The following is a 25,231-nucleotide window of genomic DNA, read 5'->3' as shown; positions in this document are numbered from 1 at the left end:
CAAGTGAGAAGAAAAGGTCTCGCGGTTGGTATCTTATGTGTTGGTATCGTCGCTGGGGGCATGACAGAGGCTAAGTTAGCGCAAGCGAGTGAAAGTCCTTTCGTGGTGTTAAAAAAAACGGCAACGGCACACTATACTGCGCTAATAGAAGCACCTAATGCTGATCCCCATCTTGTTAAAGAAGCAGAGTTACACCTTCTCGCTGCGATGGCATGGCTCGGACTATCTGAATCCAGTCTTGTGATCGGCGGAACAGTGAAGTAATGCCAATTGGGCATTCTTTAGCGTGTAAGTTTGAGTCTCTAGAGAATGCCTGATAAGTTTATCAATTCAGGCTCTAATGAAATGAGAAAGAGTAATGCCGTTACTTTCTGCTGATGCAAAGATTGATGATATTGCGCTCAACGCGATAGCCCACATGCCAACGACGAGTTTATCGGTGCTAACAACGCCTGAATTTAATCGAAAGCTGAGTGACCGAGACTTCATGCGTATTGCCGTTTTGTTAGCGCAAAAAAGTTACGATGAAGGAGGCTGTCCGATAGGGGCAATTATCGTTGATAATGACACTCAACGTATTCTTGGCAAAGGGCACAACACCTTGGTACAAGAAAACCATCCCTATAACCATGGAGAAACGTCGGCGATTCGTGATGCCGGGCGAATTGATTTCAGTAAGACGACACTCTACACCAGTTTGAGTCCATGCGATGTGTGCGCCACGTTACTCTATATGCGTGGTTTTTATCGTGTCGTGGTGGGGGACGTGACGAATGCGTCTGGCAATGAGCCCATGCTGCGCGACAAAGGCCTAATCGTTGACATCCTTGAAGATGAGGTAGGGATTGCGCTTTACGGAAAGTTTCGTAAAGAAAAACCCGATCAAGATATGGAGGACTGGCAAGGTCTGGCGGCGGTATCAAAATCATCCTCCTGACAATACCTGACATTGGACGCCGATATCCTGTTCATGCTGATACTCAAATCTAAAAACTCTCGCTGAACAAGTATCGAGAGATGGTTTGAGCATCCACATCAAAGATAGGGCAAATAAGGGATTGAGCGATGAATAATACAATTGAGTTGAAAGGACAATGCATGTGCGGCAAGGTAAAGGTACATGCACGCCAAGCTAATCCTCACTACACCGTCTGCCATTGTAGTATGTGCCGAACATGGGGAGGTGGCCCTTATTTCGCCATACAGTGTGGAACAAACATCACCTTTGATGGTGAGGAACACATCGTAGAGTACGACTCATCAGATTGGGGAAAGCGAGGGTTCTGCCAATCTTGTGGTACGCACCTTTATTACTTTTTCAAGCAAACGGCGAGTTACAATGTCCCGCTGGGATTAATGGAAGAGAATGATGCCCTTGTAATGTCCATGCAGTACTTTAGTGACCGTCGTCCTGACCATTACTGCTTTACTAATCAAACATCAACACTGACTAGCGAAGAGATCTTTGCCTATTTTGCGGATAAGAGTTAGTCAGTGTCGGACGGCATGGTTCTCTATGAGTCACTATGCCTTCAAGGGTATTCATTGAGCGCGGTGGCATGAGCGTATAGCGCATTAGGGAGAGAGTCGACTTTACGTGTTGAGAGAAGAATCTAAAATCTGGCGCAACCCAACCTTTGAAGGCGTTGAGTTGCTTTCAGCGCATTATCAAACCTTTTCTTTTTCTAAGCACTGGCATGATGAACTTGCTATCGGTGTTATCGAGGACGGGGCGGAAGGGCTATTTTATCGTGGTCAGAATATTGTGATCCCGAAAAGGCAGATTGTCGCAATAAACCCTGCCGAAGTGCACACGGGGTTTTCGGGAGGCTCGGATGGATGGCGCTATCGCATGTTCTACTTTGATCTCTCGGCCTTAGAGGCGCAGTTTCAACATCGTGATTTGCCGATTAACCCCGTGATTGAGGCGGTACAAATTGATGATTCAGCGCTATTTGATACTTTACTTCAGCTACATCTTTCACTAGAGCAATCTGCTTTTGAAATCACTAAGGAGTCGCTTTTCACGCTCGCTTTGGAGAGGCTCTTTACGCAACACGGCAGCAGCAAAAAGACCAATGACAACGCATTTTGCGCTAAGGCGGGTTATCTAGCACGCGATTTTTTGCGGGATAACTTTCGCGAAAACCCATCGTTGACCGAGTTGGAACACTTGACTAACTGTACAAAGTTTCAACTGATAAAGAGTTTCAAGCAGCTGTTCGGCGTGACTCCGCATCAATATTTGCTGCTGACAAAGGTTAACCATGCCAAACGATTATTGTCACAAGGACAGAGTTGCCTTGATACGGCATTAGCCTGTGGCTTTTACGACCAGAGTCATTTTAATCGTAACTTTAAAAAGGCCTTTGGGATTACGCCGACTAACTTTCAAATCCTGTAGTTCGAAACGATCAATTTCATACAAGACCCTTAGCGTCACTCTCCTTACCATCATGTCTCTCACACAGTACAAGGTAATGTGCTTAGGACTATAAAGGAGAGAAGTATGAGTCTGTTTGTTGTCTGGGTTGGGGTGATGTTCCCTTTGGTTTTTAGCCCAGGTCCCGCCAATATTGTATTTGCTGCATCTGGCGCCAAGGTGGGTGTTAAGCGCTCGCTTCCATTGATCGCGGGTGTCGATACCGTCTTTTTGCTGAAATCAGTGATGGTGGGCTTTGGGTTGGGTGAGTTGCTATCGCGTTTCCCAAATACGTTGAATGTGATGCAACTGTTAGGGTCGCTGTACTTGGTTTATATGGCGATTCAGTTTGCTAAACCGAATACACAAGACGCACGAGAAACGAGGTCATCGCTAGGGTTTGTCGACGGCGTCATCGTACAGGCCTTGAATAGCAAAGGTTGGCTTATGGTCCTACTCATGTTCACCCTCTTTTCTGAGCAAGCGACAAATGAGTTTGGACAATACGGCATCGTAATGCTCATTGTATGGCTGGCAATATTGAATATTGGTACTCATATCATCTGGGTTGCATTAGGGGATTTGTTGTCCAGAGTGTCTCAAAGCCCACGCTATGAGAAAGGCTTGAACTATGCCTATGCCACGTCACTCTGCTTGGTGAGTGGGTGGCTATTGTATGAAAACCCGTTATTTCAGCATTAACGAGAGAAGTAAATTATTGCCACAGGTTTTCTGTGGTAATAACATCGTTCTAATTATAATTCATTGATTATATTGGACAGAGCTTTCCCTTGTTGTGCTAGAGTGAGTGCGGATGTTTGATGTCTGAAGTAGGAGAGAATATGACTTTAAGCTTTCGAACCGCGAAGTCTAGCGACCTTGACGCACTTGTTTCATTACTGGCCAATGATGTCTTAGGCAAACAGAGAGAAGATATCACTGAGCCTCTTAATGCGCGCTATGTGTCCGCGTTTGAGGCTATTGAGCGCGACCCTAACAATCAGTTGCTTGTTGCCGAAAAAGCGGGCCGCGTTGTTGGTATGTTGCAGCTGACTTATATTCCCTACTTAACGCATATTGGCAGTTGGCGCTGTCTTATCGAAGGGGTGCGTGTTGCTGAAAATGTCCGTGGAGAGGGCGTGGGTGAAGCGCTATTTAAGTACGCGTTTGGCCTCGCTGCGGACAAAGGTTGTCGTCTTGTACAACTAACGAGTGATAAGCAGCGCCCCGATGCGATTCGGTTTTATGAAAAGCTAGGTTTTACAGCAACGCATGAAGGCCTAAAGTATCCACTTGCAATTGAAGAGGAGTAAGCCGTCGAGAGCGTTGTTTTCACAAGCGTTGCGTGACACGGGGATCGGGCTGTCTAAAAAATGTGCGAAAGCGGTAAGATATTCCGGTAAACTCTCGCGAAATGGACATGAAACGATTACCATAGCGGCCCAAATAAACTCGAAGAAGTAGAAGCGTATGTCATTACCTCCTTGTCCTCAGTGCCAGTCTGAATATGTCTATCCTGATCAAAACAACCTTGTTTGTCCTGAGTGTGCGTTCGAGTGGAACCCGGAAGAGCTAGCAGCTGAAAAAGAAGCGAATGCGATTAAAGACGTAAACGGCGCGGTGCTCGAGTCAGGTGATAAGGTCACATTTATCAAAGATCTCAAGGTCAAAGGTAGCTCGCAGGTCCTAAAAATTGGCACGAAAGCGATGATTCGTCGAATTGTTGAAGGCAAGGATCATCAGTTAGATTGTAAGTTAGATGGCGGCGGTGACATGATGGTAACGGCGAAATACGTAAAGAAAGCAAATTAAAGCAATATACTCAAACCACCTCAAGATGCAGGATTCAGAAGCGGCCTAGCGCGTCGAGTTCAAGGCAAAGGTGTGAAGGAATGGCTTCCCCCTTTCAAACACCTTTAACGCAGAAATCGGGGCGCTAGTCGCTTCCCGAAGGGCGAGTTTTCTAGGCTCGCCACCGTCGTCACTGTTTTTTGATTTAGTCCACTAGATCTTCAAAACAGTGTCTTGTTGACAAGCCTAGAAACTCTCGCTGAACAAGCATCTTGAGGTGATTCGAGTATATATTGAATCCATCTCGATATGCAGGATTCAGAAGCGCCTAGCGCGTCGAACTCAAGGCAAAAGGGTGAAGGAAAGGCTTTGCCCTTTCAAGCATCTTGAGGTGGCGTGAGTAAAAAGTGCGAATGAGCGGGTTTGCCGCTTTTTCGTAAAACGCATATACTCAAGCAATCTTAAGTCGCTTGAACTTATCCCGAAACCGCTGTTTTTATTCATTTATCATCATGACCAATGCGCCTTTTCAACCTGAATATATGCCCATCTTGACCTTGGCGGTTAAGCAGATCAATAGTGGTTTATCCTCGGTTATTCATAGTCTCTATCTCAATGGCAGTGTGATGCGGGGAGAAGCCAAACCTGGTCAATCCGATGTTAACATGACCCTGCTGCTAAAGCGGCCGCTCAATGCGCAAGAAGAGAGTGTGCTAAAGTCTATTCAGCTACGCATTGAATCCCGATTCTCATATCTAAAACGGCTCTCATTCAACCATACAACCCTGAATCAAGTGTCTGATATAAAAAATATTTTTTATTGGGGCTTTTGGTTTAAACACTGCTCACTTTGTTTAAGTGGTAGCAACATAGGTGAAGAGTTTGGGAGCTTTGAACCGAGCTGGGAAGTGGCGAAAGCGTTTAATGGTGATGTTGAAGAGTGGATAACAGAGTACAAGGCTAAGATTCAAGCTGCGACGATTACTGGGCCCTACTTAGAGGCGTGTCATGAAATTGCGAAAAAGCTGATTTTCTCTAGTTTTTCGCTCGTGGCACATAGGGATAAATGCTGGGCATTTACCATCGAAGAGTGCTTAGAGCATTTTCTGTTCCGTTATCCAGATAAATACGTCGAGACTGAGCGCCTGTTGATTCTCTATCACCGCAAAAAAGTCCCAAAGCGAGCCGCGTTAGGTCTACTTAACATGTATGGCGATTGGTTGGTCAATGAGTTCAAACGAATAGATAGAAAAATAGGCTAACATTGCTCGCTAGAGTGGCTAACGTTGCAATATTTCTCAGTTGGGTGCGGTCTTTGATTATGTTCGCCAAAATCAACTCAATAGTGATGAAACATGAAGCCATTAGCCGAGGTTGTCACCTTGTATCCAAAAGCGCCGACAGAAACACGTATTGCTTGGCCATTGCTGGTCAAAACCTTCATTGCGTTACTCTTCTTTGCGGGAAACTCGATACTCTGTCGTTGGGCAATCAAAGATGAGATTATCGACCCCTCGTCGTTTAGCGCAATTAGGCTACTTTCTGCCGCCGTCACTCTCGTCATTCTATACCTGTTACGTTTTAAACAGTGGAAACCATTAGTGACAGATAACAGTATTGAGCAATGGCTTGGTGCTGGGTTACTGTTTCTCTATGCTGTTTGTTTCAGTTTTGCCTATCTCAAATTAGATGCCGGTCTAGGGGCATTGATTCTGTTTAGTTGTGTTCAGTTAACCATGCTGGTCTATACCTTTTCACATGAAGGAGGTTTGAACAGTCGACAGTGGGTGGGTTTGATCATCGCCATGGCGGGGTTAGGGTATCTATTGTCGCCTTCAGCCATGCGCCCTGATATTCAGGGGGTACTCTTGATGGCGACTGCTGGAGTGGCGTGGGCAGGTTATACGTTGCTTGGCAAACGCGCGAAGGTCAGTGCAACATTGCTGACCACTAAGCAGTTCTTGCTCACCCTCTGTTTAGTCGTGCCATTTTTTATTCTTAACTTACCTATGATGATGTTATCGCCAAGCGGGGTGGGACTTGCTATCGTCAGTGGCGCTGTCACCTCTGGCGTGGGTTATTTAGTTTGGAATAGTGTGCTACCACAACTGCAGGCTTTGACGGCGGGTGTGATACAGCTGACTGTCCCTGTCATGGCCATGCTATTAGGCGCAATCATGCTGACTGAATGGCCGTCGCTTCACAACTTACTCGCGAGTATCGTGATTATCATTGGGGTGGGCTGTATTGTTTGCGCCAATGTAAGCTTGGGTAAGCGAGCGCAACGCTCTGCTTAAAGGGGCGTAAATTTAGTCAATTACTGCCAGTCTTTGTCAGGAGTGTATCCAGTAACGTAGCGATTGAATCGCGCTCGCGGTAAAATTGGTAGGTTATTACATGATGTTATGGTGCACTTTTGGTACAAGACGGGTTTATTTTATCTCGCCATTTTAGGGATAGAGGGCAGCAAACTGAGCTGGTGTTTTGGGTTAAAACCGATCAAGGTCCAGCTAAGTTAGTCATTGAAGGGGAGCAGCCTGTTTTTTTTGTGTTGCAGAAAGATCTCCCCCAAGTTCGTCCATTGCTGCCAGAAGCGCGCATTGAGTCAATCGCCCTCAAGACGTTTGATGACGAGCCTGTTGCCGCGTGTTATTTCTCGACACTCTCAGCATCACAAGCCGCTATCCAAAAGTTAGAGTTGGCCGAGATTGTCTGCTTTGAAACCGACATTCGACTCGCAGATCGATTTCTCATGGAGAGATTTATTTGTGGGGGGATCACTTTCACTGGTCACCCTCGCCAACAGAAAGATTTCATGTTGGTGCATGGGGCGAAAGCAAAAGCGGCAGACTATCAACCGACCTTGTCTGTTGTATCACTGGATATCGAATGTTCTGAAAAAGGTGTGCTTTATTCTGTCGGCTTGGATGGTGATGGCGAGAGTGTGGTTTACATGGTTGGTGAGCCACAGCCCGATGCGCCAGATTTTATTGAGTGGGTACCGCATGAAAAGGCCTTGCTCCAAGCGCTTGAGCGATGGTTCGAACGCGTTGATCCCGATGTGATCATTGGTTGGAATGTCATCGATTTTGATATGCAGTTGCTCGCCAAGCGAGCGAACGTTCATCGTATGTCACTTCGAATCGGCCGCGGAGGAGAAGCGCTCTATGTTCGCCAATCGCCACAGCAACAAACCTTCGTCACTTTACCCGGTCGCGTGGTATTGGATGGTATTGATAGCCTAAAAACGGCGACTTACGGTTTTCGCTCATGGTCACTGGAAGCGGTATCGCAAGAGTTACTCGGCAAAGGCAAATCCATCGATAATCCTTATGACCGCATGGAAGAGATTAATCGTCAGTTTCGAGAAGACAAGATCGCCTTAGCCACATATAACTTGCAAGACTGCAAGTTAGTGAATGAGATCTTTGATCATACCCATTTGCTCGAGTTCATTATCCAACGCACCCGTCTGACAGGGGTTGAATTAGATCGAATTGGCGGCTCTGTCGCTGCTTTTACCAATCTCTACCTCCCGAAACTGCATCGCGCTGGGTATGTTGCGCCTAATCTGTCGAAAGATGACTGGATTGCCAGCCCCGGCGGCTATGTCATGGATTCAAAGCCGGGACTCTATGAGTCGGTATTGGTGCTAGATTTTAAATCACTTTACCCCTCTATTATCCGCACATTCAAGATTGACCCTATGGGGTTGATAGAAGGCCTTAAGCAAGCGGTTGGCAAAGAAAGCCATGAGGCTATCGCGGGCTTTCGAGGTGGTCAGTTTCATCGTGAACGTCATTTTTTACCCGCGTTAATTGAGCAACTTTGGACGGCCCGCGATGCAGCTAAACGTCAAGGAGAGAAAGCCTTTTCCCAAGCGATTAAAATTATCATGAATTCCTTTTATGGCGTACTGGGCTCTTCCGGGTGTCGATTTTTTGATTTTCGTTTGGCGTCATCGATCACCATGCGAGGGCATGAAATCATGAAGCAGACCAGTGTGTTGATACAAGAGCAAGGTTATGAAGTCATCTATGGTGATACCGATTCGATATTTGTCGCGCTACATAAAACGTGTACTCAACAAGAAGCTGATCTGATTGGCGTTAAACTTATGCAAGATATCAACGCGTGGTGGCAGGCGCATCTCGCTGATGAATATCAAGTGGATTCCGCTTTAGAGCTAGAGTACGAAACCCACTACCATCGATTTTTAATGCCGACCATCCGCGGGCAAGAAACCGGTAGTAAAAAACGTTATGCAGGTTTGCTCGGATTTGGTGAACAAGAAACCTTAGTCTTTAAAGGATTAGAAACGGTGCGTACCGACTGGACACCGTTGGCGCAACACTTCCAAAAACAGCTTTATAGTAAAGTGTTTCATGATGAGCCGGTGCGCGAATTTGTTCGAGAGTATGTCGATAAAACGCGTAATGGTGAGTTAGATGATCAATTAATCTACCGTAAACGACTGCGTAGGAAGCTGGTCGAATACACGAAGAATGTGCCTCCCCATGTACGAGCAGCGCGTTTAGCGGATGAATACAACCGCGCACATGGTCGCCAAGAGCAGTATCAACGAGGCGGATGGATTGAGTATCGTATGACGACGATTGGCCCAGAACCTCTTGAGATAGCGAAGAGCCCTATCGATTACGACCACTATGTTGAAAAGCAGATCAAGCCCATTGCTGATGCAATTTTGCCTTTTATTGGTGAAGACTTTGACAATTTAACCCAGCCGCAGTTAGGCTTATTCTAAAGGTCAGAAATATAGGCAGTATTCTTCATTCCAATTAAACTGACCTGAGGAAGGATGCAGTTTGGAGCAATTGGATTTTTTCGCGGTTCCGAGCCCATGTCGGCGGATCTGTGTAGTGAACAATCGGGGATACTGCAAAGGGTGTTTTCGCAGTCGCGAAGAGCGCTTCGAATGGCTGAACCTGACCAATGAGCAAAAACGCAACGTGATTCGCTTGTGTGAGTTACGCCGTAAACGTGTCGAAAGCCGCCGATATCAGCAAGCCAATGCAACCAATGAACCGACCTTCTCTCAGGGCGATCTTTTTAGCGAGTCAGAAGAGTAGGGTGTCGGACTAAGGAATGCACAAAGACAAAAAAGCGCCATGAAGGCGCTTTTTAGTACAGTCAAGTATCCAGCAATTAGATGCGGATGAAGTCCATGTGCTGAACTTTTGGCTTGTAAGCGTGACGTTGGATGTCTTGTGGCTTAACTTTAACTTCTTGACCGTCGATAACAAGAATGATTTCTTGGTAGAACTCAGGCTTGTCGATTTGGTTGATGATTTCGCTGTGGTTCAGAACGATAGCGACTGGCGCAGCTTCGCCACCGTAAACGATTGCTGGGAACTGTTCAGCGTGACGTAGGCGGCGGCTCGCACCTTTACCTAGATCTGTACGTACAATTGCTTCAAATTTCATAATAGATTCACTCTATAAGTTATGCACTATGCAATGCGACCTTGCACAATGTCGTTTAAATCGAGCGCGGATATTATATTGGCATTGCTTAAAAAGCAAGGGATATTAACGCGTTCGGAACATTTCCAGTGCGCTTGACTGATTTTTCTCCATTTCATTGACTTCAACGGCGAAAATCTTGCTGCGCAGTTGCCAAAAACGGCCATTTTTCTGTGCTACAATAATGGCTGGTGGCTGCAGCCGATGCGCTTGCTTGCTGACTTTCGAGGGAGCAGTATCCGTGAAAGGGCGATGTCTGTCGACTAGCATAGGTTGGATAAACTGATTCAAGAACGTCTCTTTCTGCTTTTTTGTACTTAACTGCCAAACTTCCGTAAGCGGGAAGTTAGCTTCAGTTTCGTAGCTGACTTTGAGTTGTGGTTTGCCGTATTGGTTTTTGCCCGCTTCTAACTGCATATCATGACACAGCAGCATCATCGCGTCTTTGAGGTTGAGGGCATCCCGAAGCTTTTTGTCCGGATCGACAAGTATGTGATCGCATTCGTGACAGCGTCGTGCTGCAATGTCATTGTCAGCGCCACACATTTCACAAAACTTGGCACGAAAGCGATAGCCACAGATTTCTCTTTCACCATCGTCCTCCTCGAAATAGCCTTGGCATTGTCGACCATAGTGTTCAATTAAAAAGCCATTATCATCCAACTTACCCCAAAAATTGTTGTTAAATCCGCATGCAGGGCAGGGAACGGTGACAATCTCACTACTGCTATCGGGTTTAGGATCGCCGACTTCCGGCTGATAAAGGTCGAACTTATTACCTGCATAATCCAGCACTAAGCAATCCGTTTTGCCCTCTGCCAAGCGGAGGCCTCGCCCTACAATTTGTTGATACAAGCTGACGGATTCGGTCGGTCTGAGGATCGCGATGAGATCAACATGGGGTGCATCGAACCCTGTGGTCAATACGGAGACGTTGACGAGGAACTTAATTTCTTGCGCTTTGAAGGCGCGAATTAACCGATCTCGCTCCTCTCCGGGGGTATCGCCAACGATCATGGCCGCACTCTCGTTAGATAGGTAGCCCATGATTTCTTCAGCATGGTGGACGGTTGAGGCAAAGATCATCACGCCTTTGCGTCCTTTTGAACGCTGTATGACTTGGGCGATTATCTGCGGCGTGACCCGCTTGGCTTTGTCGATCACCGTGTCTAACTCGGCTTCTCGATAGTTCCCTGAGGCTGTCGGTGTGAGTGATGAAAAGTCATACCCTTCTACCGCCATATCGAAAAGTTTAGGCTCAGTGAGAAAGCCTTCGTCGAGCAAGTAACGGATGGGCAGTTCAAAAATGCAGTCGCGGAAAAAACGCGGTGTGGTAGAGCGAACTTGACCACGCGTATGATATTGGTAAAGCCAACCGAGCCCAAGACGATAGGGTGTTGCGGTAAGCCCGAGCACTTTTAACCCAGAGTTCACTGATTGAAGGTGGCTGATCACGCGGCGATAGCTACTCTCTTTGTCTTCTGGGACACGGTGGCACTCATCAATCACAAGAAGAGAGAACTGGTTTGCAAACGCGTCAAGATTACGGACAACGGATTGCACTGAGGCGAAGACCACTTTTTGCTCTGACTCTTTACGGCCTAACCCGGCAGAAAAGATGCCACCAGTGAGGCCATAGCCTTCATATTTTGCATGGTTTTGCTCAACGAGCTCTTTTACATGGGCAAGTACCAGCACCCGTCCGCGAGCCAATCGCGCGAGCTCAGCGATGACAAGGCTTTTTCCCGCGCCCGTAGGCAGCACAATAACTGCTGGATCACTACGTTGACGAAAGTAATGGAGAACCGCATCGACGGATTGTTGTTGGTAGTTGCGCAGGGTATACATAGAGGTCGCTAGAATAGAAAAAACGGCAGCAGTGTAACACTGCTGCCGTTTCGGAAATAGGGGCGTTGTTAAGAGACCATATCAAGATCAGGTGATGGAACCGTGATGGTTTTCGCCATGATACAGTGCTGCCTGCGAGGGACATAGCCCATGCGCTCATAAAAACGGCGAGCGCCGGCATTGCCAATGTTCACTTCCATTGACAGTGCGTCGATACCTTCTTCTCGCAAGGCAGCTTCGACGGCAGGAATGACGAGTGTACCGACGCCCTGAGATCGCCAGTCTGGATCGAGATAGAATTGATCGACGATAGCCACTCGGCTTGCTAGCTCTAGGCTGAAACTGTAGCTGAGAGCGATGTGTCCAACAACGGTGTTTTTACCGTCTTTATTGACTTCGATAAGCCAAACCTTGCCCATTGCAGGACTGTTGATTAACAGATCCAACGCCTTTTGAATCTTCGCTGCTTCGTAGGCGAGCACCTCATGCTCAAAGAACTTTTCAACGAGGTTCATTAAAGTAGGGAAGTTGGCAGGGGTGGGAGTCAACAGAGAAACGTTCATTACACTTGACCTTTGATTACGACGTAAAAGCATTACGTATTGAATGCGCCAATATTTCATCATTGAGACAACAGGAACATGAAATTGTTCTACGAAATATCACTGCTTTAAGCTTTAGTTATAGTGCCGATGTCTGCAACGCGCCATCAATTGTAGCGGAAAAATAGGCGAAGACTTGAGAGCTAGTTATAATGCGATGCTTCAATACCTGACATTGATCACTATGAGACTCGATAAGTATCTGACAGAAACCCTAGGGGTGACACGAAAACAGGCAACTAAGTTGCTTAAAGCAGGCGAAGTTACCGTCGATGGCGCGGTAGTTAAACAAGGCGCGACAAAGCTAGCAGACGACAGTGAGGTGGTTTTTCGAGACCGAGAGCTAAACTTAACTGGGCCTCGTTATATTATGCTGAACAAGCCGAGCGGGTTTGTTTGTTCCCACGTTGATGACTATAACCCAACCGTCTTCGTGCTTTTGGACGAGGTAAGTCCAGAGAAGCTACATGTCGCAGGTCGTTTAGATGGCGATACGACAGGCTTGGTTCTAATGACGGACGACGGACAGTGGTCACATCGAATCACCTCACCAAAACATGTCTGTGAAAAGACCTACTTTGTTGAACTCGCAGACCCAGTGCCAGAAGAAACCATTGCGACCTTTGCAGAGGGCGTGATGCTGCGTGGGGAAAAAGAGCTGACGCGTCCAGCAAAGTTAGTGCTGATTTCCGAGACGGAAGCGCGCCTTACGATTACTGAAGGCAAGTATCATCAGGTGAAGCGTATGTTTGCGTCGGTCGGCAATCGCGTGATTGGCCTGCATCGCGAGCGCATTGGGGCTATCGAACTTGATGACGCGCTAGAACCTGGCGATTATCGAGAACTGACCGAAGAAGAAGTCGCCTATTTTCTGTAGCAGGCGCGTGATTTGTTGGCTAAGCACCGATTTTAGCTGATTAGTTTGTTGTTAGGGCTTCCTTATGGGAAGCCCTTTTTCGTTGAGGTCTGCTAAGAAAGCATACCTAAAACTGTTAGTTTGAATGCTATTGATTCATCCAGGATATTCGCAGCGAGTTATCTCCTAATTCTTTGCAAAAAATTGTAATTTTAAGGTGCTATCAAGCCAATACGGGGTATGATGTGTGACTTGCCGCACGCTTTTTGGAATGTTTATATGCGCACCTCTCCGCACTTTATCCTGATTTTTATTTTAGGTGCAATTTCAGCGTTAACACCGCTGGCTATTGATATGTACCTGCCAGCGATGCCAACCATTGCTGACGATCTTGGCGTTACTGCCAGTGCCGTTCAAATTACCCTAACAACCTATACTGCCGGTTTTGCTATCGGACAGATCTTTTTTGGTCCTTTAGCGGATACCTTTGGGCGTAAGCCAGTCCTGATTGGTGGTATCGCCTTTTTTGCGGTAGCGAGTGTCTTTTGTGCCTTCAGTAAAGGGATCGTAGAGCTTACTTGGATTCGAGGCATACAAGGTTTTGCTGGCGCAGCCGCCGCTGTGATCGTTCAGGCATTAGTGAGGGACATGTTTGAGCGGGATGACTTTGCTCGAACCATGTCTTTTATTACCTTAGTAATGACGGTAGCGCCGCTTATTGCGCCGCTTATTGGTGGCTATGTAGCCGTATACCTCGGCTGGCAGGCGATTTTCACAGGTTTGGCGCTCTTTTCTTGTGTCATCATTGTTGCGGTAATTATCAAAATTCCTGAAACATTAAGCGTTGAAAATCGACAGCCCCTGAAAATCTCGACCACATTACGTAACTACTACTATTTGTTGAAGAGCCCGGTGGCTATCGGCTACATCTTTTGTGGGGCGTTCTCCTTTGCGGGTATGTTTACTTTTCTTACCGCAGGCCCGTTCGTTTATATCGACTATTACGGAGTGTCACCAGAGCACTTTGGTTATTTGTTTGGCCTTAATGTGGTTTGCTTAATCATCTTTACCACCTTCAATGGCCGAATGGTCAAGAAGCTCGGCTCACATAACATGCTGCGTATTGCGCTTACGATACAATTCACTGCGGGTGTCTTGCTGATCCTTGGTCAGGTTTTCGAGCTCGGTTTATGGGGTACTGTGATTCCTGTCATGATGTATGTGGGGATCATTTCCATCATAGGTAGTAACACCATGGCGTGTTTGTTGAATGGCTACCCTCAGATGGCAGGCACCGCCTCTGCGATCGCGGGGACATTACGCTTCGGTACGGGAACTGTCGTCGGGGCGATTATTGCGATCATTCCAGATAGCACACCGCTACCAATGGCATTGACAATGGCAATTTGCGCACTAATATCAGCAGGTTTTTATTGGTTATTGGCATTACGATATGAAAAGTGAACCACGCGTGTTTAATCAGCATTTGTTAACCATGGTCGAACTTGGCCTTGGTGAGTTGCAAGATTCTATTGAGAGTGGCAAAACATCGGCAACGCCCGTCAGTGAGACCTATTTCCTGAGTAGTTGGGTAACGAAAGCGATTAAACAGCAACGTTTTCACCCTTGCTTGAAAGCTGTGCTTCTGCAATGGCAACAGCAATCTCGTAGTATGGGTAAAAATGCAGCACTTAAAAAACAATTTGCTGATATTCAGACCGCATACCGCCAGCAGTTAAAAGGGCGCGAGGCGTTTGAGCCACTGAAAGAGGCGCAACTACGTGCTTTATTTGATGAGTTAGTGCAGCTAGATTGGGAAGTCACGCTTGAGTACCCAGTGTTGCGTAAAGTCTCACATTTTACCGAAGGGCAAGCGTCCTTAGTGGTGTGCTGTGAACAACAGACCGCTGCTTTTAAGGACGGAGAGGTGATAAAGCCATTATCGCTCTACGTACGCGGTGATAAGCATCAGTTAATCGATCTCGCTGCGAAACATGATGTATTGTTGCACAAAGTGACCGATTATAAGTCCAAGGTGAAATATCACGGCGAGTACTTGGTGTATCCAACGAATGATGGCCCGATTATCGCCGAGCTTCCTTCGATAGCAGACTAATCAAGAAAAAGCAGCCTCGGCTGCTTTTTTACTCTGCTTGTTAGCATTCCCAATGGATTGCTTTTTCAATGCCCCGATTGCTCGGCGCGCTCACACACCGCCTTCACCATGCCTTTAAAGATAAACAGATGCGCGGGCATCATGGCAAACCAGTAGAGGAGCCCCGGAAACCCCGCAGGATGCCACCAAGCACGGATATCCAAACGTCGTTTATCGCCTTCATCAGAAATCGTAAACTCGAGGCGGCCAAGACCGGGTGCTTTCATACCGAACAGTAGCGATAAGAAACGATTTTCCTCGACAGCAATTACCTTCCAAGAGTCTATGTAGTCTCCGATCGCGAGTTGATTTTTAGCGGTGCGCTGTCTTTTTCGCGCACTACCACCGATGGCATAATCCATCCACTCACGAATGCGCCATAACGCGTTGGCATAGAAGTAGCCCGGTTCCTCGCCGAGCTGATTCACAATGCGCCAAAGCTGTTCTGCGGAGGCATGTGTTGTGTGAGAAAACCCCGCGTTTTTAGGGTAATAGCCATAGCCTTTATGCCAGCGCTGTAGGGCGTCTGGATCAAAGCCCCACACGTCACTGCGTACGACATCTTCTTCCTGTTCTAAGGTTTTTGTGACGGCGTCACGATAAGTGATCAGTGTTTGTGGGAAACGCTCGCGAATCGCTTTGTCATCGGCTGGTAGATGGTAGCGCAAGCCGCTAACAAGGGCCTTGGCGATATTGGATGGAACCGAGGTAATAATGCCGAAGAAGTGCGCGGTCATTTCTGGGGTTAAAAAAGGTAGCTTGATGAGGTGGACTTTCTTACCCATCGCATCACCGAGTTGCATCATTTGCGATTGATAGGTGAGGACTTCAGGGCCAGCAATATCATAGATTGGATTACCCGTTGTCGGGTTATCGACAAGTTGAGTGATGTAATACAGCAGGTTATCCAAAGCTATGGGTGAAGACGTAGAGTTAACCCATCGCGGTGTAAACAGCAAAGGGAGGTGATAGATAAAATCACGCATCACCTCAAATGCCGCTGAACCGGGGCCAACAACGATGCCGGCACGTAGTTCGACAATCGGCACCTTTGATTTACGTAATTCTTCGCCGGTCTTTTGGCGTGCAACGAGGTGCTCACTGGCGGCATCCGTTTGAGGCTGGAGCGCACCAAGATAGATGACTTGCTTTACTTGGCTCCGATCTAACGCCTTGCGCAGTTGCTGGGTAGCGTTGAGTTCATAATCGATAAAGTCATGGCCATGGGCCATACCATGAACAAGGAAGATGACGATATCAATGTCCTCAAGTAAAGGCGTGATATCGTCAGAAATCAGATCCAATTGCTTAAGGGTAATGTTTTCCGCATCACCCCAAGCGCGCTTCTTCAACACGCGCAAAGCGCGTCCCGTCGCCGTAATTTCATGGCCACGTGCAGCGAGGTGGGGAACGAGGTGATTACCAATATAACCAGACGCGCCAACAATGAGAATTCGTTCTGTCATAGCGCAATGCTTCCTTGATTGCGAAAGAGGGGCATATGAAAAGCTTAGAGAAGTATAACGAATTTGTATTGATTTCAAATGGCTTTCATTGATATCTCGATGGCATTGCCTGACGATTGGCGCCCAAAATGATCAATGTTTATGGTGAATAAGTAATTTAATAGAGAGCAAACTAGAATCCTAGCAATTTCCCTGCACGCGTAAAAAGCGCAGAAAGTGGCGCTTTTTGCGTTGAAATAGCGGCTGTTAATTGATTCGTTACATGATTTCCTCAATTCTCTCTGTGTGACCTCTTCCGCAAAAAGTGCGAATAGGGTAAATTGCCTAACTGTCAGAGTGTTACCCGGGCGACGGAACGAACAATGTTAATTATTAATCGGCTTTGTAAAGGGTATCGAGATGGAGATGATTTCCATCCGGTGTTACAGAGCGCTGAGCTACATATAGAGCGCGGAGCGCAAATCGCCTTGATGGGGGAAAGTGGTTCAGGAAAAAGTACGCTGCTTAATCTTATTGCTGGTTTGGATACCCAAGATTCAGGCGAAATTTGGTTCGATGACCTGCCTCTTCACGAGCGAACAGAAAGGGAGCGGACACATATTCGTCGTGAGAAGATAGGGATGATCTTTCAGCAATATAATTTGCTGCCGACGCTAACGATCGCCGATAACATTCGGTTTTGTCGTCAGCTACGTGGTTTGCCCGAAAATGACAAAATCTGGCGCCAAATCCTCTCTAACCTCGATTTAATGTCGCTCCTTTCGCGCTATCCCGAAGAGCTTTCGGGGGGACAACAGCAACGCGTTGCGATCGCCCGTTCACTCTATATGGAACCAAAGTTGCTGCTGGCGGATGAGCCAACGGGCAGTTTGGATGAGAAAAATGAAGCGGCTGTGATGCGCTTGTTGATCAGCTTAGCGAAGGAACTCCGTTGTACCTTGTTGCTCGTCACGCATAGTGCGACAGTCGCGAACTATATGGAAGGTCAAGTTCGACTGCAGGGAGGCTGTCTCGATGTTCGTACCGGTAGCTAATGCTGTCTGGGGACACTATCGAAAGCACAAACTGCAATTAGTGTTAGTCTGGTTTGGTTTGACGTTAGGCATCTCTCTGCTGGTCGGTGTTTTAGCCATCAATTACCAAGCGCGGTTGAGTTACACCCAAAATGCGCAAATGCTAAACAATCCTTTCCCCTATTACGTCGTTAACAAGCAGCTCGGCAAGCGTGTCGAAGACGCGACCTATATTGCGATGCGCCGCGAAGGGTTCTCACAATGTGTGCCGTTGGAACGGACTATAGTGTCGTCTGAGGGGCACGTGCTAGAAATACTCGGCCTAGATCCTGTCGCGCTATTGAACATGCCTTCTGTCAATACCGCCCAGTTTAACCCAGCAGAATTGATTCAATCGCCTTATCCCATTCTTATTAGCCATAGCTATGCCAGTTTTTTGCAGATTGAATCGGGGCAGTATCTTGTCACCAACCGGGGAGAGATAGGCCCATTCCAGATTGTCAGTGATAACCTGCTCGGTGGCGCCCGTCTGATCACCGACATTTCTATGGTGAAGTCGCTCAACCATGCCCGCGGATTATCCGCAGTGGCGTGCGGCGAAATGACCGATGAGCAGCTTGCTAGGCTTAACGCCTTTCTGCCTGATTATCTGCGATTCGAGATACGCACCGGGGATAAGCTGGCACCCTTGACGCGCGCGTTCCACAGTAATTTGTTAGCCATGGGGTTACTGGCCTTCGTGGTGGGTATGTTTATTTTCTTTCAAGCAATGTCGTTGAGCTTTACGCAGCGCCAACCGTTAATAGGTCAACTGCGACAACTTGGTGTAGCAGGGCGTCAGATCTTTGCAGTATTGACGGTTGAAGTGATGACATGGCTAGTCATTGCGGTGATCAGTGGCAATATTTTCGGGTTATTCCTTGCTAATCAATTGATGCCCTCTGTCGCCAACACCTTGAGTGACCTTTATGGTGCATTAGTACAGAGCCGGGTGGAATGGCATTGGCAATGGGGAGTTTCCAGTATTGGTGTCGCCTTTGTGGGGACGATTTGCGCCTGTGGTTGGCCAATGGTTCGCTTGCTCCGCACGCCTCCGGCACGATTGTCTCGTCAGTTGTCTTTGCATCGCTTCAGCGGAAAAGAGTTTCGTTGGCAAGCCTTAATGTCGATTGCGTTAGCCTTGGTTGCGTTGGTGGTTTACCAACAGCCCGCGACTGAGGCATCGGGTTTTGTGCTGATTGGCTTAACCTTGCTTTCGGCTGCGTTAATCATGCCGTATCTCATCTGGTTGCTTTTCTCATCGCTTGCTCTGCTTTTGCCGAGTCCCAAACTGCGCTGGTTTTTCACCGATGCCGCAGCGAGTTTGAGTTATCGTGGTGTGGCTTCGATGGCATTCATGTTGGCGATTGCTGCCAATATTGGTATGGATACCATGGTCGGTAGCTTTAGAGAGGCAACCTCAGACTGGTTGAAGGCACGCATCGTTGCTGACATCTATGTACGCCCAAACCCTTCACAAGCGGAAGAGATCAGCCGTTGGCTACGTCAGCAAAATGGCGTTCAGGATGTATGGTGGCAATGGGTAACAGAAACCAATAGTGAACAGGGTGTGCTGCAGGCGATCAGTGTTGGCACAAGTCGGGCCGAGCGTGAAGCCATTACGATGAAAGTCTCCGCACCCGATTTTTGGTTTGAATTTCACAGTGGCCGTAGCGTCTTGGTCAGCGAATCACTGGCGCTAAAGTGGGACTGGAAGCCGGGGCAAACGGTCCACTTACCCGCGCCATTTGAAGGCCTATGGCACATCGCAGGCATTTATTACGATTACGGTAATCCCTATGGGCAGGTGATGCTACCGCATAAACGCTGGCAAGAAACGTACGGCGCGCAAGGAAGAGTGGGGTTAGCGATTTTATTGAGTGATGATCGCGTCTCTCACCCCATTACACAGTCGCTTAAAGCGCGTTTTAATCTCAATGATGGCCAAACCATCAATCAACATGCGTTACTTGAGCAAGCCATGAAAGTCTTTGAGCACACCTTCAAAGTGACGGATGCACTGGGGGCGCTCACACTGATTATTGCGGTAACGGGACTCTTTTTTGCCACAACCGCAGGCGAGCTGTCGCGAGCCAAGCAGTTTTCACTACTGCGTTGCATGGGGATGTCGGGTAAGGAGTTGGTACTACTCGGGGGTGGGCAGTTGTTAGTCATAGGTTTACTGACCGCTATTATCGCCTTACCGCTAGGGATCACACTGGCTTATCTGTTGATTGAGCGCATCTTAATGCACTCCTTCGGGTGGACTATGGACCTCATTTTATTCCCACTGCAATACGGATTTATATTAGGTATTTCACTGCTCTCGTTGTTGTTGGCTGGGGGATGGCCCGTTGTGAGGTTAGTGAGGCGCTCAGCAATTCGTTCATTCCGGGAGGCTCAATGAAGAAAACCTTGTTGCTATCTACCAGCGTTGTCGCCGCCGTTGGCTTCGGTATTCACTATCGTCTAGAAGAGTCAAAAGCAACAGGGTTTGTTGCCCAGCTTGATAGCGTCGGCACGCAGCAACAAGGGTTTGAGCGTGTCAGTCGAGATAATCCCGTCACATTACCTCGCGATCATGGTGCGCATTTGGGTTTTCGTAATGAATGGTGGTATTTCACTGCCAATCTAAACGACGACAAAGGAAATCAGTGGGGTGTTCAATGGACACTCTTTCGCTATGCCTCATCGTCCAAATCGGATACCGGTTGGGACAGTCCTCAACGCTATATGGCACATTTCGTTTTATCTGGGCGCGAAAATCAAATAGCCCTGCAACGTTTTGCGCGTGGTGGGATTGGGCAAGCAGAGGTGCAAAGTGAGCCCTTTGAAATGTGGATTGACAACTGGCTTTGGCAGGGAACAGATCAATCTCCTTTTCCGGGCCAGCTGACCATTGAAGAAGAGAATGTCTCTGCCCATCTCGATATTGTTGATTTAGGAAAAGCGGTCCCACAAGGGGATCAGGGGTATAGCCAAAAGACCGCCAATGGCGACCTTGCATCGCATTACTTTTCTCATCCACACCTCGCTATCGACGGTAACATTTCGTGGCGTGGTTTTCACTATCAGGTCGAAGGGCAAGGTTGGTATGACAGAGAGTGGAGTTCTGACCAATTAGTACCGGGCGCCGAGCTGGGTTGGGACTGGTTTGCGCTCCACCTATCAGATGACGAAAAACTAATGGTGTCTCGCGTTCGCCAAGGTAAATCACACCATTACATTGGTGCATTGATGACTAAGGAAAAGACGTACCATCTTCAGCATGAAGACATTCGATTGCTGCCAGTGCGCTATCATCGTGTTGATGGGACGTTGTGGCCGATGGTATGGGGAGTTCAGGTCGATAAGCTCGGCATTAAGCTCACGGTTACCGCATCAAAAGCGTATGACTCTTTGCCTTTCGCGATCGCCTATTGGGAAGCGCTAGTGAGTTTTGAAGGTAGCCATAAAGGCCAAGGGTTTATGGAGCTCACGGGGTATAAGTAGCATGTTAAAGGGCGTTCATCATGTCGCGATAATTTGTTCTGATTACGCGAGATCGAAACACTTCTACACGAAAGTTCTCGGATTGGACATCGTTCATGAGGTCTATCGTGAAGCCCGTGATTCCTACAAACTCGACCTTGCATTACCCGATGGCAGTCAAATAGAGCTGTTTTCCTTTCCGCTTGCGCCTTCGCGTCCGAGCTATCCAGAAGCCCAAGGCTTACGCCATCTCGCATTTTGTGTCGAAGATATCGACGCAGTGGTGTCCAAGTTGGTTGCTCGCGGTGTGGCTTGTGAGCCTATTCGGGTGGATGAATATACACAACGCCGTTTTACTTTTTTCGCTGATCCTGATGGCCTGCCGCTAGAGCTCTATGAGTCTTGAACTTCAGTTTCGCCTTGCTGACCCGCCTATTTTTCTAACCACGCCTGCTGTTAAATTTCTGTTAATGTGATCTCGGTGAATATTGCCTCCTGATCAACATCTATACTCAACGTTGAATGTTCGATGACAAGTGGAAGAACAAGGAGTGTTCCATTGGAAAAGCCAGTCATGTCCGCGCCTGAAGCGGTCGAGATGATCAACGACGGTGATGGCGTTTTTTTAGGGGGATTCATCGGGTCCGTTGTCGCGGAAAGCTTGGCGAAAGCGGCAGCAGAACGGTTTGAAAAAAGTGGCCACCCCAGACAACTGACCTTGGTCTTTGCTGCTGGTCAAGGTGATGGCGAAGGCAAAGCAGCAAATCATTTTGCGCTTCCTGGCATGATTAAACGCGTGATTGGCGGTCATTGGGGCTTGGTGCCCAAACTCCAACAACTGGCCTTAGATGAACAGTGCGAGGCCTATAACTTACCGCAGGGTATTATTTCTCATATGCTGCGAGATAGTGCGGCGGGTAAACCCGGCACCTATTCTCATGTTGGCTTAGATACCTTTGTCGACCCCCGCATCGAAGGGGGCAAAATCAATGCCATATCTAAAGACGACTTGGTCAAAGTGATCGAAATAGAAGACCAAGAGTTTCTGTTCTACCACCGCTTAGACCTTAATATCGCGCTTCTTCGCGGCACGACGGCAGATCCTCAAGGCAACATCACCATGGAAGAAGAGTGCTTGGTGGTTGAAAACTTAGCCGCAGCACAAGCAGTAAAAGCCAATGGCGGGAAGGTGATTGTGCAAGTAAAGCGCATGGTAGGCCGGGGGGAGTTGTCGCCGCATACCGTCAAGATCCCCGGTATTCTTGTCGATGCCATCGTGATTGCGCATCAAGCGGAAGAACACATGCAGACATTTGCGGAGTTATACAATGAAGCGTATGTCGGACTTGGAGAGCGTCATTCACATCAACATGTTCATCGAGACTTAGACCCAAAGAAAGTGATTGCCCGTCGAGCTGCGCTATTTTTGCAATCTAATGCCGTTTTAAATCTAGGGATAGGTGCACCAGAGGTGATCTCTAACGTGGCGGAAGAAGAGGGTATCATCGATGACTTTGTACTGACCGTTGAACCCGGAGGCATAGGCGGTGCGCCTTCTGGTGGTTTAAGCTTTGGTGCCAGTGCATTTCCTGATGCCATTATCACTCAAGATCAACAGTTCGATTTCTATGATGGCGGTGGTGTTGATCAGGCATTTCTTGGTCTGGCGCAATGCGATATCCATGGCAACATCAATGTGTCACGCTTTGGTAGCAAAATCGCCGGCTGCGGTGGGTTTATCAACATCACACAGAATGCCAAAGCGGTGTATTTTTGTGGCACTTTTACGGCTGGGAAACAAGATATTCAAGTTCAAGAGGGAAAACTCGTTATCCATCGTGATGGTGAGGCACTCAAGTTTGTTGAGCAAGTCCAACAAATCACCTTCAGCGGCCGTCGCGCGATGAAGCATAATAAGCCAGTTTTCTATATCACAGAGCGTGCGGTATTTCAGTTAACAGAGCTGGGTATGACACTGATTGAAATTGCGCCAGGGGTTGATCTTGAGCGAGATGTATTAGCGAAAATGGCCTTTAAACCGCACTACCAATTACCGCTGAAACTCATGGATGAGCGATTATTCAAAACGATTCCAATGGGGCTCAAGTTGGAACCCACCTCACGCTAGGAAAAGGGGGAACAGGAGTTGTAACAAAATGTTCCCCTGAACCAGCGTCTAATTTACTGAAAATAAAGCGTATTTTACTGATTGTTTGCTCACGTCATAGCCAACTTATTGACGAAACGCTGACGTAATTTAATTAGGCTTGGTAATAACAAATTGTTTTCCAAGGAGAGTTATTTATGTTCCGTTTCGGAAGTGCGCTGAACTCAGCGTTTGTTGTCTCTGCAATCGGCATGTCTGTTTCGGCGTTTGCGAGTTATCCTAATTACAGCGACAGTGCGGTGTATGTGGGTGGGGATCAGGTTGTTTATCAAGGCGATGTTTATCGAGCGAAATGGTGGACACAGTATGAACCACCTGTCAGCGAAAACCCAACGGGTGTCTGGGAGTATGTCGGGGCGAATGTGCCTCCGTCAGAGCCGCCGATTGAGCCACCTATTTATCTACCTCCCGAGAGTGCGCCAGCCTATGACGACAGTAAAGTGTATGTCGCGGGCGATCGTGTCTACTACGAGAGCAGCATTTATGAAGCAAAATGGTGGACGCAAGGTGAAGCGCCTAACGCGGAAAATGGTACAGGGGTTTGGGATCATAAAGGCGATGGCTCTGATGGTGGTGATGGCTCTACACCGCCTCCTGAGGATTCAGATAACGGTATCATAGGCCAGAATCCGGATGGCTCTTACATCATGAGCGCTGAGTTCCTTGCTAACAAAGAAGCGGAGCTGACAGACTCTCCAGAGTTTGACGCGGTGAGAGCATCTATCGCAACGCGTGACAATGCCATTGTTGAAGCGGTGCGTCCCGGAGCGGCAGGAAATCCTGAGAATGTCCGTCGCGTTGAAGAGATGATCGACCAGTCAAAGTGGGACTACTTATTCCCGGAGCGCGATGCTGCTTACACTTACGAGAATTTCCTTAAAGCCATTGCCAAGTTCGAAGGCTTTTGTGCGACTTATACCGATGAACGCGCCGCTGAGTCCGATGCGATTTGTGCTAAATCGCTGGCGGTTATGTTTGCGCACTTTACCCAAGAGACCGGCGCACATAATCCTCATTCACCCAATGAAGAGTGGCGACAAGGGCTTTACTTTGTCAGAGAAGCTGGCTGTGGCGATGATCCTAACAGTTGCGGTTATAACAGTGAATGTGCCGTCGATAATTGGCAAACTCAAGCTTGGCCATGTGGCACAACACCAGAAGGTCATTATGTGAAATATTTTGGCCGCGGTGCCAAGCAGCTTTCATATCACTATAACTACGGGCCTTTTTCTGATTTTATCTTTAACGATGTGAAAGTGTTGCTCGAGGATCCGGAGCAAGTGGCCGATAGCTGGCTAAACTTAGCATCGGCGATCTTCTTCTTCGTCTATCCGCAACCGCCTAAACCATCAATGCTGCATGTTATCGATGGTACATGGCAACCGACAGAACAAGATATCGCGGAAAAACGCGTGCCGGGCTTTGGGGTCACAACCATGATCATTAATGGTGGGATTGAATGCACGGAAGAGCAAGAGAAGCCGCAGTCGGTGAATCGAATCAAATATTACCGAGGTCACGCAGCCGCATTGAGTGTCGAGATTCCAGCTGACGAGCAATTGGGGTGTGCTGGTATGAAGCCATTCCGAAATCAAGGTGACACAGGATTTGGATTGTACTGGGAAAATGATTGGTCTTATGTGGCCGACAATCCGGAAGGCGCGAGCTTTGCGTGTAAAATTGTGAGCGGTTATCAGACGGCGCATACCACCCTGAAAGAGGGTGATTACGCGAAATGTGTTCAGGAATATTACGGCGTTACGGTCGAGTAAGGATATTAACAATAGAGGCATAACAAAAAACCGATGCATTGGCATCGGTTTTTTGTTTCTATGCTCGCGCTATCCCTAGAATGTTTGTTCTATACGCACGCTGAAAGTGACTTGCATAGCGAGTCAGCGTATGATGCCGCGGTTA

At 47.8% G+C, this 25,231-nt stretch carries 24 protein-coding genes; 20 read left to right on the top strand and 4 right to left on the bottom strand.

The features are described from left to right. The first annotated feature begins 3 nt into the window (after positions 1-3). From TSUB_RS08260 to TSUB_RS08210, 11 genes are all read left to right on the top strand, one after another. Complete coding sequence (locus TSUB_RS08260; RefSeq protein ID WP_087016065.1) at positions 4-264, top strand: hypothetical protein; 261 nt, start codon at positions 4-6, stop codon at positions 262-264. A 94-nt stretch (positions 265-358) separates the two neighbouring features. Continuing rightward, complete coding sequence (locus TSUB_RS08255) at positions 359-937, top strand: nucleoside deaminase (RefSeq protein ID WP_087016063.1); 579 nt, start codon at positions 359-361, stop codon at positions 935-937. Positions 938-1,065: 128 nt separating this feature from the next. After that, positions 1,066-1,491, top strand: a complete 426-nt coding sequence (locus TSUB_RS08250; protein WP_087016061.1) for a GFA family protein — start codon at positions 1,066-1,068, stop codon at positions 1,489-1,491. A 106-nt stretch (positions 1,492-1,597) separates the two neighbouring features. Then, a complete protein-coding gene (locus TSUB_RS08245) occupies positions 1,598-2,404 on the top strand; it encodes an AraC family transcriptional regulator (RefSeq protein ID WP_087016059.1) in 807 nt (268 codons plus the stop codon). 105 nt (positions 2,405-2,509) lie between these two features. After that, positions 2,510-3,124, top strand: coding sequence for a LysE family translocator (locus TSUB_RS08240; protein ID WP_087016057.1), 615 nt, complete (start codon positions 2,510-2,512; stop codon positions 3,122-3,124). A 140-nt stretch (positions 3,125-3,264) separates the two neighbouring features. Next, positions 3,265-3,735 carry a GNAT family N-acetyltransferase gene (locus TSUB_RS08235; RefSeq protein ID WP_087016055.1) on the top strand — a complete coding sequence of 157 codons (471 nt, stop codon included), beginning with the start codon at positions 3,265-3,267 and terminating at the stop codon, positions 3,733-3,735. Between the two features lie 157 nt (positions 3,736-3,892). After that, a complete protein-coding gene (locus tag TSUB_RS08230; protein WP_087016053.1) occupies positions 3,893-4,234 on the top strand; it encodes a zinc ribbon domain-containing protein YjdM in 342 nt (113 codons plus the stop codon). Between the two features lie 491 nt (positions 4,235-4,725). Then, positions 4,726-5,475: a hypothetical protein gene (locus TSUB_RS08225; protein WP_087016051.1), complete on the top strand. Its 750-nt coding sequence runs from the start codon at positions 4,726-4,728 to the stop codon at positions 5,473-5,475. A 93-nt stretch (positions 5,476-5,568) separates the two neighbouring features. Then, entirely contained in the window at positions 5,569-6,510 is a 942-nt protein-coding gene (locus tag TSUB_RS08220; protein WP_087016049.1) for a DMT family transporter, read from the top strand. 119 nt (positions 6,511-6,629) lie between these two features. Next, on the top strand, positions 6,630-8,978 hold the full coding sequence (locus tag TSUB_RS08215; protein WP_087016046.1) for a DNA polymerase II: 2,349 nt from the start codon (positions 6,630-6,632) through the stop codon (positions 8,976-8,978). A gap of 61 nt (positions 8,979-9,039) precedes the next feature. Continuing rightward, complete coding sequence (locus TSUB_RS08210) at positions 9,040-9,303, top strand: DUF1289 domain-containing protein (protein WP_087016044.1); 264 nt, start codon at positions 9,040-9,042, stop codon at positions 9,301-9,303. Between the two features lie 76 nt (positions 9,304-9,379). On the opposite strand, the gene rplY is transcribed toward TSUB_RS08210, so the two are convergent. From rplY to TSUB_RS08195, 3 genes are all read right to left on the bottom strand, one after another. Then, positions 9,380-9,658: a 50S ribosomal protein L25 gene (gene rplY, locus TSUB_RS08205; protein WP_087016041.1), complete on the bottom strand. Its 279-nt coding sequence runs from the start codon at positions 9,656-9,658 to the stop codon at positions 9,380-9,382. Positions 9,659-9,763: 105 nt separating this feature from the next. After that, the gene (radD, locus tag TSUB_RS08200) at positions 9,764-11,545 is read right to left on the bottom strand and encodes a DNA repair helicase RadD (protein WP_087016039.1); all 1,782 of its coding nucleotides are present in this window, start codon (positions 11,543-11,545) and stop codon (positions 9,764-9,766) included. A 68-nt stretch (positions 11,546-11,613) separates the two neighbouring features. After that, the gene (locus TSUB_RS08195) at positions 11,614-12,108 is read right to left on the bottom strand and encodes a GNAT family N-acetyltransferase (RefSeq protein ID WP_087016037.1); all 495 of its coding nucleotides are present in this window, start codon (positions 12,106-12,108) and stop codon (positions 11,614-11,616) included. A gap of 223 nt (positions 12,109-12,331) precedes the next feature. Here TSUB_RS08195 and rsuA point away from each other — a divergent pair, with 223 nt between their 5' ends. The 3 genes from rsuA (at position 12,332) to TSUB_RS08180 (ending at position 15,119) form a co-directional block, all read left to right on the top strand. After that, positions 12,332-13,024, top strand: a complete 693-nt coding sequence (rsuA, locus tag TSUB_RS08190; RefSeq protein ID WP_087016034.1) for a 16S rRNA pseudouridine(516) synthase RsuA — start codon at positions 12,332-12,334, stop codon at positions 13,022-13,024. A 258-nt stretch (positions 13,025-13,282) separates the two neighbouring features. Then, on the top strand, positions 13,283-14,467 hold the full coding sequence (locus TSUB_RS08185) for a Bcr/CflA family multidrug efflux MFS transporter (protein ID WP_087016032.1): 1,185 nt from the start codon (positions 13,283-13,285) through the stop codon (positions 14,465-14,467). Continuing rightward, a complete protein-coding gene (locus TSUB_RS08180) occupies positions 14,457-15,119 on the top strand; it encodes a DUF2913 family protein (RefSeq protein ID WP_087016030.1) in 663 nt (220 codons plus the stop codon). The genes TSUB_RS08185 and TSUB_RS08180 overlap by 11 nt, the downstream gene beginning before the upstream one ends. A gap of 65 nt (positions 15,120-15,184) precedes the next feature. Here the strand turns inward: TSUB_RS08180 and TSUB_RS08175 are convergent, their stop codons facing one another. Beyond that, positions 15,185-16,624 carry a DUF2867 domain-containing protein gene (locus tag TSUB_RS08175; RefSeq protein WP_087016028.1) on the bottom strand — a complete coding sequence of 480 codons (1,440 nt, stop codon included), beginning with the start codon at positions 16,622-16,624 and terminating at the stop codon, positions 15,185-15,187. A 362-nt stretch (positions 16,625-16,986) separates the two neighbouring features. On the opposite strand from TSUB_RS08175, the gene TSUB_RS08170 reads away from it, so the two are divergent. The 6 genes from TSUB_RS08170 (at position 16,987) to TSUB_RS08145 (ending at position 25,086) form a co-directional block, all read left to right on the top strand. Further along, positions 16,987-17,658, top strand: a complete 672-nt coding sequence (locus TSUB_RS08170; RefSeq protein WP_087016026.1) for an ABC transporter ATP-binding protein — start codon at positions 16,987-16,989, stop codon at positions 17,656-17,658. Beyond that, positions 17,639-20,083 (top strand): ABC transporter permease, encoded by a 2,445-nt coding sequence (locus TSUB_RS08165; protein ID WP_087016024.1) that lies wholly within the window; start codon positions 17,639-17,641, stop codon positions 20,081-20,083. Before TSUB_RS08170 ends, TSUB_RS08165 begins: the two co-directional genes overlap by 20 nt. Beyond that, positions 20,080-21,168, top strand: coding sequence for a lipocalin-like domain-containing protein (locus TSUB_RS08160; RefSeq protein WP_159064736.1), 1,089 nt, complete (start codon positions 20,080-20,082; stop codon positions 21,166-21,168). The genes TSUB_RS08165 and TSUB_RS08160 overlap by 4 nt, the downstream gene beginning before the upstream one ends. A gap of 1 nt (position 21,169) precedes the next feature. Further along, positions 21,170-21,553, top strand: coding sequence for an SMU1112c/YaeR family gloxylase I-like metalloprotein (gene gloA2 / locus TSUB_RS08155; RefSeq protein ID WP_087016020.1), 384 nt, complete (start codon positions 21,170-21,172; stop codon positions 21,551-21,553). A gap of 168 nt (positions 21,554-21,721) precedes the next feature. Beyond that, a complete protein-coding gene (locus tag TSUB_RS08150; protein ID WP_087016097.1) occupies positions 21,722-23,275 on the top strand; it encodes an acyl CoA:acetate/3-ketoacid CoA transferase in 1,554 nt (517 codons plus the stop codon). A 176-nt stretch (positions 23,276-23,451) separates the two neighbouring features. After that, a complete protein-coding gene (locus TSUB_RS08145; protein WP_087016018.1) occupies positions 23,452-25,086 on the top strand; it encodes a glycoside hydrolase family 19 protein in 1,635 nt (544 codons plus the stop codon). Positions 25,087-25,231: the final 145 nt, after the last annotated feature.

It is taken from the genome of Thaumasiovibrio subtropicus (genome assembly GCF_019703835.1).
Taxonomy (GTDB): domain Bacteria; phylum Pseudomonadota; class Gammaproteobacteria; order Enterobacterales; family Vibrionaceae; genus Thaumasiovibrio; species Thaumasiovibrio subtropicus.
Note: the sequence above shows the minus strand (reverse complement) of the source record. Positions and strands in the feature narration are given on the sequence as shown.

Coding starts and splice junctions, on each gene's coding strand:
- TSUB_RS08255 (WP_087016063.1), top strand. CDS start 359: ATGCCGTTACTTTCTGCTGATGCAAAGATTGATGATATTGCGCTCAAC.
- TSUB_RS08250 (WP_087016061.1), top strand. CDS start 1,066: ATGAATAATACAATTGAGTTGAAAGGACAATGCATGTGCGGCAAGGTA.
- TSUB_RS08240 (WP_087016057.1), top strand. CDS start 2,510: ATGAGTCTGTTTGTTGTCTGGGTTGGGGTGATGTTCCCTTTGGTTTTT.
- TSUB_RS08235 (WP_087016055.1), top strand. CDS start 3,265: ATGACTTTAAGCTTTCGAACCGCGAAGTCTAGCGACCTTGACGCACTT.
- TSUB_RS08230 (WP_087016053.1), top strand. CDS start 3,893: ATGTCATTACCTCCTTGTCCTCAGTGCCAGTCTGAATATGTCTATCCT.
- TSUB_RS08225 (WP_087016051.1), top strand. CDS start 4,726: ATGACCAATGCGCCTTTTCAACCTGAATATATGCCCATCTTGACCTTG.
- TSUB_RS08220 (WP_087016049.1), top strand. CDS start 5,569: ATGAAGCCATTAGCCGAGGTTGTCACCTTGTATCCAAAAGCGCCGACA.
- rplY (WP_087016041.1), bottom strand. CDS start 9,658: ATGAAATTTGAAGCAATTGTACGTACAGATCTAGGTAAAGGTGCGAGC.
- radD (WP_087016039.1), bottom strand. CDS start 11,545: ATGTATACCCTGCGCAACTACCAACAACAATCCGTCGATGCGGTTCTC.
- TSUB_RS08195 (WP_087016037.1), bottom strand. CDS start 12,108: ATGAACGTTTCTCTGTTGACTCCCACCCCTGCCAACTTCCCTACTTTA.
- rsuA (WP_087016034.1), top strand. CDS start 12,332: ATGAGACTCGATAAGTATCTGACAGAAACCCTAGGGGTGACACGAAAA.
- TSUB_RS08185 (WP_087016032.1), top strand. CDS start 13,283: ATGCGCACCTCTCCGCACTTTATCCTGATTTTTATTTTAGGTGCAATT.
- TSUB_RS08180 (WP_087016030.1), top strand. CDS start 14,457: ATGAAAAGTGAACCACGCGTGTTTAATCAGCATTTGTTAACCATGGTC.
- TSUB_RS08175 (WP_087016028.1), bottom strand. CDS start 16,624: ATGACAGAACGAATTCTCATTGTTGGCGCGTCTGGTTATATTGGTAAT.
- TSUB_RS08170 (WP_087016026.1), top strand. CDS start 16,987: ATGTTAATTATTAATCGGCTTTGTAAAGGGTATCGAGATGGAGATGAT.
- TSUB_RS08165 (WP_087016024.1), top strand. CDS start 17,639: ATGTTCGTACCGGTAGCTAATGCTGTCTGGGGACACTATCGAAAGCAC.
- TSUB_RS08160 (WP_159064736.1), top strand. CDS start 20,080: ATGAAGAAAACCTTGTTGCTATCTACCAGCGTTGTCGCCGCCGTTGGC.
- gloA2 (WP_087016020.1), top strand. CDS start 21,170: ATGTTAAAGGGCGTTCATCATGTCGCGATAATTTGTTCTGATTACGCG.
- TSUB_RS08150 (WP_087016097.1), top strand. CDS start 21,722: ATGTCCGCGCCTGAAGCGGTCGAGATGATCAACGACGGTGATGGCGTT.
- TSUB_RS08145 (WP_087016018.1), top strand. CDS start 23,452: ATGTTCCGTTTCGGAAGTGCGCTGAACTCAGCGTTTGTTGTCTCTGCA.